The organism is Nonomuraea jabiensis, from assembly GCF_014204795.1.
Classification (GTDB): Bacteria; Actinomycetota; Actinomycetes; order Streptosporangiales; family Streptosporangiaceae; genus Nonomuraea; species Nonomuraea jabiensis.
This window is the reverse complement of the sequence record NZ_JACHMB010000001.1, coordinates 1,984,169-1,999,205: the sequence shown is the minus strand read 5'-3', so window position 1 is coordinate 1,999,205 and position 15,037 is coordinate 1,984,169. Positions and strand designations below refer to the sequence as shown.

The 15,037-nt window shown below is 66.4% G+C and carries 8 protein-coding genes; 5 read left to right on the top strand and 3 right to left on the bottom strand.

Going from position 1 to position 15,037, the window contains the following annotated elements:
* Positions 1-100: 100 nt before the first annotated feature.
* Positions 101-5,380, bottom strand: coding sequence for a LamG-like jellyroll fold domain-containing protein (locus tag HD596_RS08610; protein ID WP_185068757.1), 5,280 nt, complete (start codon positions 5,378-5,380; stop codon positions 101-103).
* 497 nt (positions 5,381-5,877) lie between these two features.
* Between HD596_RS08610 and HD596_RS08605 the strand changes: the two genes are divergently transcribed.
* From HD596_RS08605 to HD596_RS08595, 4 genes are all read left to right on the top strand, one after another.
* Positions 5,878-6,039 carry a hypothetical protein gene (locus HD596_RS08605; protein ID WP_185068756.1) on the top strand — a complete coding sequence of 54 codons (162 nt, stop codon included), beginning with the start codon at positions 5,878-5,880 and terminating at the stop codon, positions 6,037-6,039.
* Between the two features lie 338 nt (positions 6,040-6,377).
* Positions 6,378-6,704, top strand: coding sequence for a helix-turn-helix domain-containing protein (locus HD596_RS65575; protein ID WP_376775827.1), 327 nt, complete (start codon positions 6,378-6,380; stop codon positions 6,702-6,704).
* Positions 6,647-6,919: a helix-turn-helix domain-containing protein gene (locus HD596_RS60265; protein WP_221519232.1), complete on the top strand. Its 273-nt coding sequence runs from the start codon at positions 6,647-6,649 to the stop codon at positions 6,917-6,919. Before HD596_RS65575 ends, HD596_RS60265 begins: the two co-directional genes overlap by 58 nt.
* Positions 6,920-7,001: 82 nt before the next feature.
* Entirely contained in the window at positions 7,002-7,370 is a 369-nt protein-coding gene (locus HD596_RS08595; RefSeq protein WP_185068755.1) for a transposase, read from the top strand.
* A 620-nt stretch (positions 7,371-7,990) separates the two neighbouring features.
* On the opposite strand, the gene HD596_RS08590 is transcribed toward HD596_RS08595, so the two are convergent.
* Both HD596_RS08590 and HD596_RS08585 read right to left on the bottom strand, forming a co-directional pair.
* On the bottom strand, positions 7,991-8,356 hold the full coding sequence (locus tag HD596_RS08590) for a hypothetical protein (protein WP_185068754.1): 366 nt from the start codon (positions 8,354-8,356) through the stop codon (positions 7,991-7,993).
* 84 nt (positions 8,357-8,440) lie between these two features.
* Positions 8,441-14,806 carry an RHS repeat domain-containing protein gene (locus tag HD596_RS08585; RefSeq protein WP_185068753.1) on the bottom strand — a complete coding sequence of 2,122 codons (6,366 nt, stop codon included), beginning with the start codon at positions 14,804-14,806 and terminating at the stop codon, positions 8,441-8,443.
* On the opposite strand from HD596_RS08585, the gene HD596_RS08580 reads away from it, so the two are divergent.
* Entirely contained in the window at positions 14,805-15,008 is a 204-nt protein-coding gene (locus HD596_RS08580) for a hypothetical protein (protein WP_185068752.1), read from the top strand. The two genes, HD596_RS08585 and HD596_RS08580, sit on opposite strands and share 2 nt — an antisense overlap.
* Positions 15,009-15,037 lie beyond the last annotated feature (29 nt).

The following is a 15,037-nucleotide window of genomic DNA, read 5'->3' as shown; positions in this document are numbered from 1 at the left end:
GTTTCCGATTCGACTGAGCCTGAGAGGCTGAGAGTGATGGCCGAAGGCCTCAGAGGACTGACCCTGAGGCCTTCGGCGCTCGAAGCTATGACAGTGATTATTACCAGCCCGTCAATTTAATCCAGAATTCGTCGCCGTCGATTATGCGCTCGTTATTGTACCACGTACCCAGGACCTTGCTCCCCCAGTCCACATTCTGTTTTCCGTCGATTACCGCCACGGAGTAGTTGTCGAGGAATTTTTTTGTACCGGGGTCGCGGGCGGTGGAGCCTTCCCTGACCGATGCGAAGGGAAACTCGTCACAGTTTCCAGGGTTGCCAGGTGCGCCATTTGGTCCTGGGTGCGTTCTGGCGTAGGTGGCGGCGTACCCGCTTCCGTGAATTCGCACGCATGTCCGCACCGACCGTCCTCGGTTGCGCGCATTAAGATTCTCGTCACCGGTTCGCGTGATGCGGTCATGCAAGTCCCCGCCGGGGATATCCTTAGGCAATAGTGACCTTCCGCGGTGGTCTGTTTGCGGATCAGTGCCGTCTGGGTACCAGATGGCATACGCGAGGTGATTCACCTGTTGCGGATAGGTCGTCGAGGGCCTGATGACCATGTGCGGGATGGACCAGTAGTACACGCACCCGGAATTCGTCACGTACATCGCACTGTCGCAGCGCAGGTTGGATTTCATGCGATAGGTGATCCGGGGATTCTTGAGTGCTTGAGGATTGTATCCCCAGACCCGCACCTGACAGTAGTTGCGTTGCTCGCTGGCCTTGGTCTTCGTGTTGTAGGGCGAGGTGAACGTGGCTTCAACCACCACGTGGTCGTCGTACCCCCTCCACTGACTGAAAGTGGCCGTCCGGTGGATGTTGCTGGGGTCCGGCTTGCAGTTGGACGTGCCATCCGGACGGAGTTCCTCGTTCGAGATGGAGAAGCCGACCCTGAGTTCGTCGTTCCATCCAAAGGCCTGCCCCCATGGGGTGAGGTCATCTATGTACGCTTCGTACTTAAAGGTGCGGCTGTTCGGATTGAGCGTGCCCAGGACGGTCACCCGGTAGCGTATGTACCCTACGGACCGATGGGTCGTCCCGTTGAATGTCGTGTAGTCGCGGTACTGGTACCAGCAGTACGAATACCTGTTCGTCGCCTCGCCCAGATCTCGCGGATTTTCCCGGGCCCGGCATTCTTCGAGGCGGCTGGCGGCGGCTGCCGTGGAGGCCGTGCTCCGCTTCGCTGGGGACTCCTCGGTCGTGACCCGCAGGGCCTGCCATGACGACCATTCGCCGGTGCTGTCATCCGTCGTGGTCACGCGTGAGCGCCAGCGCACCTCCGAACCGGCCTCCAGCCTGCCCTTGGGAACGCGCACCGTTATCCGTGATTCGCCGTTCGTGGCGGTGGCCGAGCCTGACCAGATCAGTTGTTCACCTGCGCCCGCCTGGTCCACCTTGACGAGGTTGCCCGGGCTGGCGGCCTTGCTGATCTTCGTCGGCGGGCGGGCGATTTCCACTTCCACCTTCGCCTTACCATCACGGCCAGCAGCCATCCAGGTGGTCAGGCGCGGAGTGAGAGTCGAGGTGACGGTGGTACCGCCCATGGTGCGGCTGTCGGACACCGTGAGTTTCCCAATCCCGGCTGCCGGCTTCGAGGCGGCGTCCGTGCTCACTTTCCGCGCTGTGCCGCCGGCCGCCGCAGCACCGATGGGGGTGTTCATGTCGGCCTGGATCTCGCTGGCGGTCTGGACGCGGTTGTAGACACGTACCTCGTCGATCAGGCCGCTGTAAAACTCGCCCCAGAAGGCGTTACCGCCAATGCGTAGCGCGCCGTCGTCGTCGACGACCTCGCCGGCCATCGGCACCTGCCCGACAAGGGTGCCGTTGACGTACACACTGGCGGCGGCGCCGTCGTAGGTGAAGGCCAGATGGCTCCACTGATTCAGCGGCAGCGCGGTGCGACTGGCAATGCCGGCGGCCTCCTGGGTGGTCTGCAGCCAGCCTCCCGGGCCGGAGCGTTCGGTGGAGGCATACAGGCCATAGCCGCCGCCCTCGGCATGCTCCTTCATCAGCACGCTACGCCAGAGGCTGTCCTGTGTCGCGGGCCGTACCCAGGCCGACAGCGTCAGCGTGCTGGTCAGCCGCAGCGACGCGGCGTGCGGGACGGTGACCCAGCTGGTCACGCCGTTGAACGACAGCGCGCCGCCGTGCCGACCGGCCGCCCAGCTGGTATCCCGGGCTGCCCCGGTATTGTTTTGCCCGGAGGAGTCCCCCACAGCGGTGCCGGTGGCTTCGTTCATGCCGTAGGCAGCCACCAGGCCCGGGTTCGTCGGCGGGGCCGTGACGGTGGCCGAGACCTCGTTCGAGGATGGGCTGAGGTTGCTGGCCGCGTCGACCGCGCGGACCCGGTAGTAATATGTCCCTGCGGCGAGGCCCGCGTCGGTGAACGTGGTGGTCGGCGACGAGCCGACCTGGTTCGCGGCCGACGGGGTGAATCCCGGCGTCGTGGAGCGGTGGATCCGGTAGCCGTCCACGCCCACGTTGTCGGTCGAGGCCGTCCAGGTGAGCTGCGCGTTGCGGGGACCGCCCGTCGCGGCGAGCGAGCTGGGCGCGGTGGGCGCCTGGGTGTCTGGCGGGGCGCCTCCCCCGATCGGGGTGGTCATGTCGGTCTGAATTTCGGCGGCGGTCTGGGCGCGGTTGTAGACGCGCACCTCGTCGATCAGGCCGCTGAAGTACTCCCGCCAGACGACGTTGCCGCCGATCCGCAGCGGGCTGCCGTCGTCGTAGAGGCTGCCGTTCAGCGGGGTCTGGTCGACCTGCTGGCCGTTGACGAACAACCGCAGCGCGGCGCCGTCGTAGGTGAGCGCCAGGTGGCTCCAGGTGTTCACCGGCAACGGTGAGAGCCCCTCCGCCGTGGTCGGGGTCTCAGGAGCGGTCTGCACCCAGCCGGACGGCAGCGCACTGCCGTTGGCGGCGTACAGGGCGTAGGAGGCCCCACCAGCACTCAGTTCCTTGGTCACCACACTCTTCCACGGGGTGCCGGTCACCGTGGTCGGATTGACCCAGGCCGACAGCGTCATCCCGGTCGTCAGGCGCAGCGACGCGGCGTGCGCGACCGTGACCATGCTGGAGGAGCCGTTGAACGACAGCGCCTTGCCGTACTTGCCGTTGGCCCAAGTGGTGTTGCTACCTGCACCGGTGTTGGTCTTCCCGGAGGAGTCCGCCACGGTCGTCCCTGAGCCTTCGTTCATCCCCCACGCTCCGACAAGCCCAGGGGCTTGCCCTGGCGGTGGCCCCGTGGGAGTGGGCAAAGGCGGGAGGGTGGGGTCGGGCTGCTCACTGGCACCGGTGGTGAACGTGTACGAGTAAGGCGCCATGACATTGCCTGACGCGTCGGTGAAACCGCTGATCAGCACGGTGTACGTCGTCGACAGCGCCAACGGCTGGGCCGGCGCGAAGGTCGCGAACGGATCATCGATCAGAGTGGGCAGGTTGGGCTGGCCTTGGACGACATTGCCTTGGCCGTCCTTCAGGACGATCGAGCCGTTCTGTACGGCTTCGTCGAAGGCGACGACGATCTCCGTCTTGTTGCCCACATCCCTGGTGTTCGCCGCGGGTTTCAGATCTACGATCGTAGGAGGAGTGGAGTCCGCGGACGGCGTGGGGGTGGGCTCGGGCGCCCCTGGCAGCAGGTTCTCGGGTTTGTTCGCCTCGGCGATCTCTTCCGCTGTCGTCCATGGCGGGACCTGGACGTCGGTGTCCGCCGTACCGTACGTCACGTCGGACTGCTTCGCCTCAGCCTCGGCCTCTGCTCGTGAGATGGCCGGAACCACCGGCTCCTCGCCCGTGAAGATGTCGTTCTGCAGGGAGGCCAGGGCCTCGGGATAGGTGGCGGAGCTGTGACTGCCGTCAGGATTGGCTGGAATGTCGAGAAATTCCTGGACCGCGGGCGTGTATTTGATGATGAGGGCGGGTGGGTGGCGGTAGCCCGGGTAGGGGTTGCCACCGCCGAATTGGCTGGAGTAGTACTGGCGCCAGTTGATCGTGGCGGTTTCGCTGGCGGCCTTCAGTACGATTCCGTGGTTGGCCTCGCCTTGTTGGATCCAGGCGCGGGTCATGGCGGTGACCTCGTAGAAGAGTTCCCAGTCCTTGGCACACCAGCTGCCGCTGGGGTCGTCGTAGTTGTAGCCGGCCCAGTTCACCGTCTCGGCGGCCGTGCTTGAGGGCTGGTTGTACCAGTCCAGGCTGTCGAACGTGCCGTCGAGGGTCCATGTGGAGATGACGCGCGCGGCCCGGATGCCGGAGCCGCCCATCGGGTCCCCGCACAGTTCTCCGTTGGGCCCGCCGGACTTGTAGTTCCACATCCGCAGGTCCGCGTCGTTGACGGTGGCACCCTGCAGCACCGGGTCGGTGAGGTCGAACTTCATGTACACGCGAGCGATGTCCGCGCTGGTGGAGGTGGTGCCCGCGCGAAGGTACCCGGCCGCGGCGTTGTTGTTGTACGGGTCGTTCCTGCTGACCCAGCCGTCGGCGGGAGCACCGCCGCCGAACCATTCGGAGGCGGCGGCGATCGTCACCGGGTAGGTCACCGCCGGGTCGGCCAGGAACTTCTCATCCGGGGAGAACACCAGCTCCGAGGTCTTGCCGGAGGTCTCCACGCGCGCCTTCACCGGGGAGCTTCTGCCCTGCTCGGGGGAGGCCTCCACCTTGGCGTCCGTCGCGGTCAGCACGATCGGGGCGGCCTTGGCCTTGCCCTTGGTGTCCTGGAGTTGCGGCAGCCCCTGGGGCGTCTTACCGAACGTGGTGTCTTCGGGCAGGGTGAGCGGCAGCCGCACGGTCACCGGGCCGGTCGGCCGCTGCCGGAAGACCACCTGGGAGGTGAAACCGTCGGCCTGGGCCAGCACCACCAGGTCGGCGCCGGGGGCAACGGCGTCGGGGTAGGTGACCGCGTTGCCGGAGATCTTGGGTTCCGGCAGCGCGCGGGTCACGCCCAGGCCGGTCTTGCCGTGCGTGCCGTCCGCCGTCACCAGGTGCATGGTGCCGCGTGCGCCGAAGGTCAGCGGGGTCTTGACGCGGGCGGCCTGGAGCTTGCCGTCGCGGGTGACGATGGTGGGGTCGATGGGTTCCCAGGCGCCGCTCGCCGGGTTCTTCAGCTGCACGGGCCGGGTGTGCACCTCGGCGCGCAGGTCCTTGCCATCGGGGTTGGCCCAGACCTTCATGGTCTCGGTGAAGTGGGCGGGGACCTCGACGGGCTGGCCGGACTTGGCGGCCTTGTCCCAGGCGGTCTTGAGGGCGGGATCCGAGGTGGCACCTGGTGGTGGTGTCGATGCGGAGGCCGGGGTGGGGGGTGGCGTGGGGCCCTGGGCGATCGCGGGCGCGCTCATGAGCGAGAGCGGCATCGTCAGAGTCGCGATCAGGGCAGCGCGGCGGCGCGTCCGAACAGATAAGCCGGACGCTAATCGGCGTGTATTCACTCACAACCTTTCGAACGAATATGACAAAACGGCCCTGATCATCACATAAGGCAGAACTAAAAGTAAAGATCGTTTTCGGTAACGGGAACGAGATACTCCGTAATCGCCAAACGTGATCCACTCACTGGCTCGACCATGGTTTGCTCACGGCCCAACTGCCATGAACACCTGGCCCCGCGCCGGTGGCCCAGACCGCCATCACGCCCCACCTGGCACGGGAAACCCGCTCAGCGAGCCGGCGAACTGGCGAGCGACCCTGGCCGAAGCGCGGTCCTTGTTCGCGAGCCCCGCTTCATCGACCACCAGCACGCCCGCTCCGCCAAGCTCAGCCCGGCACCCTGATCATTCACGCCCTCGACCACGCAGTAGCGGCGCGTGAAATCACGCAGCTCATCGGCATCCCAACGCACCCGGGACAGCAGGTGCTGCTGACCGTGCAGACCCGCGTCGCCTACATGCTCAGCCAGTTGCCAACTGTTCTGCACGACGGCGGCGCCAGCAGACCACCCACACCCGCGGCCCGGCGCCGTGAATCCGCACGCGAGAAGATCTGCCCCACCTCCGGCAACGGATCCTCTAACTGATCGGCCCGTTCATCCGCGCGTTCCCGATCCGTGACGGTCAGCGGGATATCCGGCAAAGGCGCCTGCATGCGCGGTCGTTTACCCGCGCCCGAGATCCACGAATTCCCACAGACCTACTGATCTACAACTGAAGAGATCGTCACGTTGAGTGACGCTATCCATCGATACGACGACCAAGGCCATTCAATTAGGCGGTCTTGGCAATTTGGCGATCGGTGCGGAAAAACGGAAGTGACCAAGTAGTTATAAATGGGCTCAAGCTGCCGTTACTTACGCAGCTTGAATGCGTAGAGTCCTAGCATCGTGACGGATCGCGTTCGGTGCGGTACGACCGGAGCATGCGGTATGGGCTAAGGGGCGGGTACGCGCCCGCGGAGCAGGAGCGGCGGGAGCGCGTACGGCTGCAGGCAGCCGAGTGGTTCGAGGCCGGGGAGTGGACCAGGGCGATTGCCGCGCGGTTACGGGTGCACGAGTGGTCGGTAACCAGCTGGCGCAAGGCTTGGCGTGAAGGCGGAACATCGGCGCTGCGGTCGAAGGGGCCGGTATCGAGGGAGAAGTTGTCGGCCCGCAGTGGGCGCGGCTGGATGCCGAGCTGCGGCGGGGACCGTTGGCCTGGGGCTACGTGGAAGACCGGTGCTGGACGCTGGGCCGGGTCAAAACGCTGATCGGGCGGCTGTTTCACATCGGTTACACCATCGAGGGCGTGGGCAAGCTGCTGCACCGGCACGGCTGGCCGGTGCAGGTGCCGGCCCGGCGGGCCCTGGAGCGGGATGAGGAGGCCATTGCGGTGTGGAGGGCCGAGGTGTGGCCAGCGGTAGAAGCACCGCGGCGGACCTGGGCGCCTACCTCTGCTTCGAAGACGAAGCCGGGCAAGGGCTAAGGCCGCCGAAAGGGCGCACCTGGGCACCGGTCGGCGCTCGGCCGGTGGTGACGGTCCGCGGCAGAGGTTCCGGCCGGTCAACATGGCCGGCGTCGTGGCCTTCCGGGACGGGGAGCGGCCGCACCTGTTCTATCGCCTGCACGTCTATCACGGCCGCAAGGGCGAGCCCAAGACGTTCTCCTGGATGGACTACCGGGACCTGATCGTGGCCATCCACCAGCACCTGGACGCACCACTGGTGTGGTGCTGGCACAACCTGAACGTGCACCTGGCCGGTCAACTCGCCGACTTCGCCGCCGAGAACGCCGACTGGTTACGTCTCTTCCAGCTCCCCGCCTACGCTCCTGAGCTCAATCCAGCCGAGGGTGTCTGGTCGCTGCTCCGCCGGGCGCTGGCCAACTTCGCCGTCACCGACTGCCCGGGCTCGTCCGGCTCGTCAAACGCAAGCTGAAAAAGATCCAATACCGGCCCCACCTGCTCACCGGCTGCCTGGCCCAGACCGGACTCACCCTGGATACCCCGCAAAGCCATGACCGACTCTACGAATTCAACCTGTGTAGACGCCCGGACGGCCAGGGACTGAAATGCCTGATCAGGTGAGTGCCCCCGGCAGGATTCGAACCTGCGGCACCCGCTTTAGGAGAGCTGGAGCTGATTGGAGTCCAGATTGTCTTGCAATGGGCGACATGTAGCTGCCCCTCAATGTGCGTTACTCGTCAATAATGACCTCGCGCCGCCCATCAGCTGACTGCTGTTTGGCTTGGTCGGAACGATATCCGCAGTGAGAGAAGCCAAGCTGTTCCCGCTCTTCGATGCGGGTGCGGGGCACCGTCAATTTTCCTCTCAGATGCGAGGTTTGGAGCGCGTGCGGGTCGTGGCATGCGCTCGCAATGCCACGTCAACCGCTGCGGGCGCGGCCTCGGCCCGGGAGGTCGCCCGTTGTGTGTCCTGGCAGCGGCCGTCAGGATTCCTCGGAGCGTCGGTGATTCGCTGATGCCAGCCGCGCGGTCGGCGACCCCGCGGAAACACGTTTCCATGTGCCTTTTCTCAAGCGCATCTGCGGAACCGAGACTATGTGTGGTTGTGCCGCTCTTCAGGAGGCGCAGAGACGAGATATTCCATCGGTCCTGGTAGGAGGCTGATAACGGCCTCAGCCCCTTCGTCATAATGCCAAGATTGAGGGTTATGCAGCAGCAACAGCAGGTCCTCACCCTCAACCCTCACGCCCTCAAAGTGGGCTGGCCATTGCGGTCCGATGTAGACTTCAACGATTCGCCTGTGCTCCCACTCTTTAATCATTTCAAGGAACATCGGCCTGGCCTCGTCCCATTTTGACTCATCTTCAGACTTGGTCCAGTCGGCAAGTAGCGCCCACAGTGGCGACATTTCCCTAGCGTTGAGCAGAAGACACTCTTCCGCCTCGGACAGCCACTCCATGAAGATCTTCCTTTCGAAATTGGTGCCGCGGTCCATTTGTCAAGACCGCGGCACCATCATGCTAGCGACGGGTGGAATATGTGGCTATTGGCCTAGGGCAGGGTTTCCCTCGAGGGGGATCCGGACCGCTTGCTTGCCTATCTGATATTTCAGGTAAGGACCCCGGTGTACGATGTCCCGCATTGCCGGATCCCCATTCTCGATGAGGATCGTCGGGTTCCCGCGACGAAGAACGTACCCTCCGCCGGTCGCTGCACGCGCAGGTTCTTTCACCCAGCCGTCCCCCTTCATGAGGTCGAGTGTCTCTTCGACGGAGGCGCCCCGCATACTCTCAGGGTTCAGTGGGTTGCGAATAACTTTGGCAGCCTTGACAGCGTCGGTAGCCGCATCTGCCGCATCGTCGGCTTTGCCCACTACGGCTGCAGCCTCGTCGGCTTTGCCGAGGAGGCGGCCTTTGCCGCCGGGGCCGATCATGGCGAGCCCTGCCGCGGTGCCTAGCTTTGATCCGTCTCCGAAGACAGAAGCGCCTTCAGAGAATGCGTTGGATGAAGGGTCCGCTCCCCAGACCCAGATTCCGGTGCTCTCGAAGCAGTTGCCCAGAGACTGACCCTCACAGGGTTCGTTGTCCATCATTGGTGCGGTGGCTTGCGAGAAGCCCATCACGAAGCCGACAACGCGGTCCCAGAAGCCCCCGGGGGCCTGAGGCGGTGGAGGCGGCACGACGGCGGGGGTAACTGCAGCGAGGCCGGAGCCCGTGCTCGTGCCTGATGAGCTGCCACCCCCGGTGGTTGCGGGTGGGTAGTAGGTGGTTTTGCTGCTTCCGCCGACGGTTCCGGTTTGGTGTCCTCCAGGGACGGGCTTGTAGTAGGAGTCGCCGGTTTCGCAGGTAGATGCACAGGCCATCTGGGGCAGGAGCCCGGTGGGGTCACTCCAGGTGACAGGGTTGTTGCTGGAGTAGGCGTAGCCGTTGAAGCCCTGCGGGTCGGTCATGGCCATGACCGGGTCGACGCTGATGAACCGGCCGGTAGCGGGATCGTATTCGCGGGCGCCGATGTGGGTCAGGCCGGTGCTGTCGTTGATGCCGACGCCGAGGAAACCATGGTCTCCTTGCCAGATGCCGCTGCTGCCGCGCAGGCCGCCGAAGGGCAGGGTGCGGCGTTGGGCGATGGCTTGGGTGTTGCCGTTGATGGAGATCTGGCCGGTGCCTTGGTGGTCGGGAGCAAGGAAGTAAACGCCGCCGCTGCTGGTGCGCATGGCGACGGTGGCGCCGCCGTGGGTGTAGTAACGGGTTGCGGAGGTGGCCGTGCTGGTCCGCTTCAACTCCATGCCGCCGGGCAGATACAGCGTGGTCGCGGAGTTGTCGCGGCGGAGCAGTCGGTTGCCGTTGGCGTCGTAGACGAAGGTGGCGGTCTTGGTGCCGTCGGCGACCTTCTCCAGGCGGCTTTCGATGTCCCAGGTGAGGGTCTGGGCCGCGTTGGTGCCGATCTTTCGGGTGGTGGTGTTGCCGACCTGGTCGTAGCCGAAGGTGTCGGTACGGGCGCCGGCGGCACCGGTCTGGCCGACGGAGGACAGGCGGTGCTGTCCCTGGCCTGCGGCGGGGTAGGTGTAGGTACGGACGGTGTCGGCCGCGCCGGCGAGGCCGTGCCAGGTTTCCTTGGTGCGGTTGCCGGTGGCGTCGTAGGTGTAGCTGTGCCAGTACGGCTGCACGCCGCCGATCACGCTGCCGGCCGGGGCGGCCGTGCAGGTGGTGTCGCCTTCGGTCCACGCTTCGCTCAGGCGGCGTAGGTAGTCGTAGGCGAAGCACTGGGTGTCGGTGCCCTTGGCGGACACATCCGTGATGGAGGTGATGTTGCCGGCCTGGTCGTAGGCGTAGCCGGCGTCGCGGTCGATACCGGTCTGGCCCTGGCGGTCGACGCGCGAGGAGGCCAGGCGCTGGGTGCCGTACTGGTAGGTGTAGGTGAACCAGGCCTTCTTGTCGGCGACCGAGCCGACTTCGTACTGCTCGACCTTGCCGGTGTGGGTGTAGGTGGTGCCGGTGACGTAGGTGGACAGGTTGGAGCCCATCGTCGTCGGGCGCAGCAGTTCGTCGTAGCCGTAGGTGACGGCTTCGGCCGCGAGCCCGCCGGCGGCGGGGTAGGTGAGCGACTGCAGGGTGCCGTCGGTGTTGTAGTTGGTGTTGAAGGTGTAGGTGCCCTCCAGCCCGCTCTCGGCGGCGGGGATGACCACGCTGGTGCGGGTGGCCCGGCCGAGGGAGTCGTAGCTGTCGACGCGGTTGACGTACGGCTGGCCGCCGACGTACCGGGTGGCGGAGGTCAGAGAGCCCTTGCGCAGGGTGTCGTAGACGAGGGACGTGAGTTGGGTGCCGGTGGCCGAGCCGTCGCGGGTCTCGGTGACGCGGGAGAGGCCGTCGTAGCCGGTCCAGATGGTCTTGCCGCGGGCGTCGGTGCTGGTGACCTTGCGGTCCAGGTCGTCGTAAGTGCTCTTGGTGAGGCCCTTGTCCGGGTCGGTGGACTCGATCTGGCGGCCGCGCTGGTCGTAGGTGTAGGTCCAGATGTTGCCGGCCGAGTCGGTGACCTTGGCCAGCTCGCCCCGCGGCGTGTAGCCGTAGATCGTGGCGTCGTAGGCGCCTGTAGGGCTGTCGTCCTTGTACTGGCGGCGCTCGGTGACCTGACCGCGGGCATCGGAGATGACCGTGGTCGGGGTAACGCCGGTAGGCGGGTCGACGTGGACGCGGTCACCGCCGTAGCTGGTGGTGGTGCGCCACTTCTCCTCGCCGGTGCCGTTGCCGGCCAGTAGCTTTTCGGCGACCACGCGGCCCAGTCCGTCGTAGTCGTAGGCGATCTGGGATTCGACGCCGTCCATCGGCTTGAACAGCGCGGGCTGCGGGGCGCCGGTGGTGTAGTAGGCGGCGTGGCTGCGCTCGACCTTGCCGAGCTCGTTGTAGAGGGTGTCGGTCAGGATCCGTCCGCCGTTGGGGCCGGGCGCCTGAGTCTGCCGGGGTCGCAGCAGGCCGTCCATGAGGGTGTAGGACCAGGGCAGGTAGTTGCCGTCCTTGCCCAATGTGCGCGTCCCGACCGCGGCGACCTCCCCGCTCTTGATCGAGTAGGAGTACTCGATGCTGGCCGACAGGCCCTGGCTCTTAGGTCGGTCGGGCAGCCACACCTGGGTGAGGCGGCCGAGCGCGTCATAGGTCAGGTCCGTGCGGCCGTCGGCGGGATCGGTCGTCACGACCGGGAGTCCCCAGGCCGGGTCGAGGTCCTGCACGCTGGTCTGCTTGGTAGTGGCGTCGCCGGACGTGGCCGGCGGGCTGGTGGTCGTGACCTGGGTGACCAGTCCGGTGGCCGGGGTGTAGGCCGTGGTGGTGGTGCGGCCCGCCGAGTCGGTCGCCGAGGTGGCACGGCCGTAGCTGTCGTAGCTGGTGGTGGCCACCGTCTGGTAGCTGGCGGTGGTGCCGTTGTGCGCGCTCAGCCGCTCGGTCTTGGTCGCCTGGCCCTTGGAGGGGGCGGCGCCGAGAGCGGCGTTGTCGAAGTAGGTGCGAACGTCGGAGGCCACCTGCTTGGACCGGTCAGGCGTGGCGGTGCAGGCGACCGTGACGGTCTCTTCGCGCGCCACATAGTTGATCAGCCAGGCGGTGGTGTTGGGCGTGGTGTAGGTGATGCGGGTGCACCGGTCGTCGGCTGCGGTGGCGGTGTCGCCGAGGTCGGCCGTCTGCGTGCGCAGGCCGTAGGTGGACTCGTAACTGTTGTCGATGCGGGTCTGCCGCCACTGGCCGCCCTCAAGGGCAGTCCAGGTACGGCTGGTGGCGGTTCCGGTCAAGGTGGCCTCCGCCGTGCCCCAGGAACGGGTACGGCTGGCCGAGACATGCCGCCACGGCGTGTTGACGGTCTTGGTGGCGATGCTGCCGCCGGCCTTGTCCAAGGTGGTGGTCTTGAGCAGGAAGCCTTCGAGTCCGTCGTGGTCGGTGTGCGTGCCGCCTTCGCCGTCGTCAACGGTGACGGTCTTGGTGTCAGAGCCGTCCTTGGAGGCGCGGTCGCCGTGCATGCCGCGCAAGTACAGGGCGGTCGACTCGGTCTTCATGCCGACGCCGTTGCCACCGCCGGTCTTGGTGGTGACCTGGCCGTAGCCGCGCCAGGTGGACCAGGTCTTGTACTTCTCCTTGGTCAGGCCGTCGTCGTCGTCGAAGTGCCAGGCGGCGTCACCGGAGTAGGTGTAGTCGGTGACCATGTCGGCGGCCAGTGTGGTGCGGTCGGAGACGATGATCTGGGTGACGACGTACTTGTGGAACCAGTCGCGCACCGGGTCGACCGAGCCGGCGTGCTCCCAGAAGACGGGGAAGCAGCGGCGGGTGTTGGTCGAAGCTGCGGGGAGGTCGGCAGGGGTGCAGTCGGGATCGGAGTAGTTGATGTCGATCTGGCCGCCGGCCTCGTCGTAGACGGCGCCGAGCCGGTACTTGATGAACGGCGGGGTGTCGTCGCCGTCGGCGTCGACCCGGTTGGCCAGCTGGACGTGGTTGAAGGTGACCGGCGGCAGGGTGATCGGGGTGCCGGTGGCGTGGCCGGTGTGGGTGATGGACTTCAGCAGCAGCGCCTTGTCGGCATCGGCGTCGCCCCACAGGTGGTCCAGGCTCCAGGAGTCGACGGTGCGGTAGGTGCCGTCGCTCTTGAGCACGCTGGAGGTGACCTTGGTCAGCCTTTTGCGGGTGAAGAAGGCCGGTGACAGCACCTGTTCGCATTCGCCGTCGGCGTTCTTGCACTGCTGGTCCCACGGGACGTCGGCCCACTGCCGCGGATCGTCGTCGATCTTGTTCTCGGCGCAGTCGAAGGTCTCGGTGGGCAGGCACCGTTCGGCGACGGCGAAGTCGACGCGGGCCAGCGGTTTGGCCGAGTACACGCTGCCTGAGCGCAGCCCGTATTCGATGTGGTCCAGCCAGCCGCCCCGGTCGTAGGGGGTGTCGTCGGTGGATTCCAGGTTGCGGCCGTAGTGGTTGCCTTCGGCCTGGTAGTAGTAGGCCATGGCGTTGTCGGCCGGGTCGACGACGTAGTCGAGGTTCCATCGGTAGGCCTGCTGGCACCAGGAGTCGGCGAAGCTGCCGTTGTTGCACGGCTCGCCGCTGTTGTTACCGAAGACGGGCACCGTGAGGGCTGACTTGGTTTCGGCCTTGCCGCTGCTCCAGCCGGGCAGCCGGTTCTTGCCGAAGTAGTACTGGGTGCCGTTGGTGGTGGTGAGGCGCCAGTATTCGCCGTTGTCGTCGCCGTTGCCGGTGGCAGTGTCGGTCAGGTGCTCGATGCGGGTGCCGTCGTCGTTCTTGAACTTCCAGACGTCGGAGCCGGGCGCGGTCTGGATCAGTTCGCCGCCCTTGCCGTTCCAGGTGATGGTGGCATTCGGGTAGGCCCAGCACAGGTCGCCGGGCTTTTCCAGATCGGTGCCTTCACCGTCGTCCTGGCACGGCTTGTAGCGGCGTTCGATGAACCCGGGCGCGAGTTCGAATCCTTCACCGACCCAGGAGGGCTGGTTGTTGGTGTTGGCGGTACGGCCGTCCACGCTGCCGGAGGAGTAGGAAATTCCGACGTTGGGCGTGAGGCTGCCCGGGACCGGCGGGACGCGCATCGGGTAGGACCAGGTGAAGTCCCCAGTATTCCCGCCGCTGGACCAGGTGGCCGAGGGGGCCAGCGAGGTGGCCTTGAAGTCGCCCTGGCTGCTGGAAGGGCCGGCGGTGGCGGCCAGTACCATCGGACCGGCCAGCGCACGCGGTGAGGTTGCCGACGGGGCGGCTGCCTCAGTTCCGGCCCCCGAGGCAGTTGCGGACGATGGCTGAGGCGGGGTCGCCGTGGTGGAGGGTGATGTCGCAGGGGCACCCGGCAGGGTCACCGTGGCGGTGACGGTCTTGTCCGCGGGCCGGTTGGCGCTCGGCACCGTCGTTGGCGTGCGGCATTCGCTCTTGTTGGGCGTGGTCAGCACGCACGCGGGCAGCTGCACCAGGCGTAAGCGCGCCCCGTAGCCGCCGCCGTAGGCGGCGGCTACGGCGGCGTAGTCCAGGCTGACTTCCGCCTGGCCGCCCGGGCCGGTGAGCGGGGTGAGGCTGAGCAGTACCCCGTCCAGGCCCGCGCGCTGGGCCACGCCGCGATCATGGGTGGTGATTTTGATCTTGCCGGAGGCTGGTGCTGGTGTGGAGCTTTGAGAGCGGGCTGCGGGCGAGACGGCCTTGACGCTCACCGGCAATGTTCCTGCCGTTGCCCGAGCGGCGGTGGGCGTGGACAGGTCCGTCTCGGTGCTGGCTTCGCCTGGCCAGGCGGGGACTGGGATCGGCTTGGTTGCCAGCAGGGCGGGGTCGACCTTGCGGTCGCGGACCTTGACGCCCTTACCGATGGCGACCTTGTCGAAGTTGCTGGGGTCGGGCCGCTGATTTCCTGCGGCCTGGACGGGCATCGGGGCCAGCAAGGTGGCCGACATGGTGGCCACGGTCAGCAGTGCCAGGCGTGAGGCCCAACTGCCGGCCCGGCTGCGGCGCTCGGTGCGCGCCGAAAGGGGGGATGGCATGCCGTACGGCACGAGAATTGCTCCAACGAGAAATGACGAGAAGGGAATGGATGGCAGGCGCCGGTTGGCTGACGGCTCCAATGGAGCCGTCAGCCGGGTCGGCAAGGAGGTGTGATGGCGGCCCCGGCCTGCAAGCCCAGGCCG

Excerpts from the sequence above, each read along its gene's own strand:
- HD596_RS08610 (WP_185068757.1), bottom strand. The coding sequence starts at position 5,380 with ATGCCGCTCTCGCTCATGAGCGCGCCCGCGATCGCCCAGGGCCCCACG.
- HD596_RS65575 (WP_376775827.1), top strand. The coding sequence starts at position 6,378 with ATGCGGTATGGGCTAAGGGGCGGGTACGCGCCCGCGGAGCAGGAGCGG.
- HD596_RS08595 (WP_185068755.1), top strand. The coding sequence starts at position 7,002 with ATGGCCGGCGTCGTGGCCTTCCGGGACGGGGAGCGGCCGCACCTGTTC.
- HD596_RS08590 (WP_185068754.1), bottom strand. The coding sequence starts at position 8,356 with ATGGAGTGGCTGTCCGAGGCGGAAGAGTGTCTTCTGCTCAACGCTAGG.
- HD596_RS08580 (WP_185068752.1), top strand. The coding sequence starts at position 14,805 with ATGGTGGCCACGGTCAGCAGTGCCAGGCGTGAGGCCCAACTGCCGGCC.
- HD596_RS08585 (WP_185068753.1), bottom strand. The coding sequence starts at position 14,806 with ATGTCGGCCACCTTGCTGGCCCCGATGCCCGTCCAGGCCGCAGGAAAT.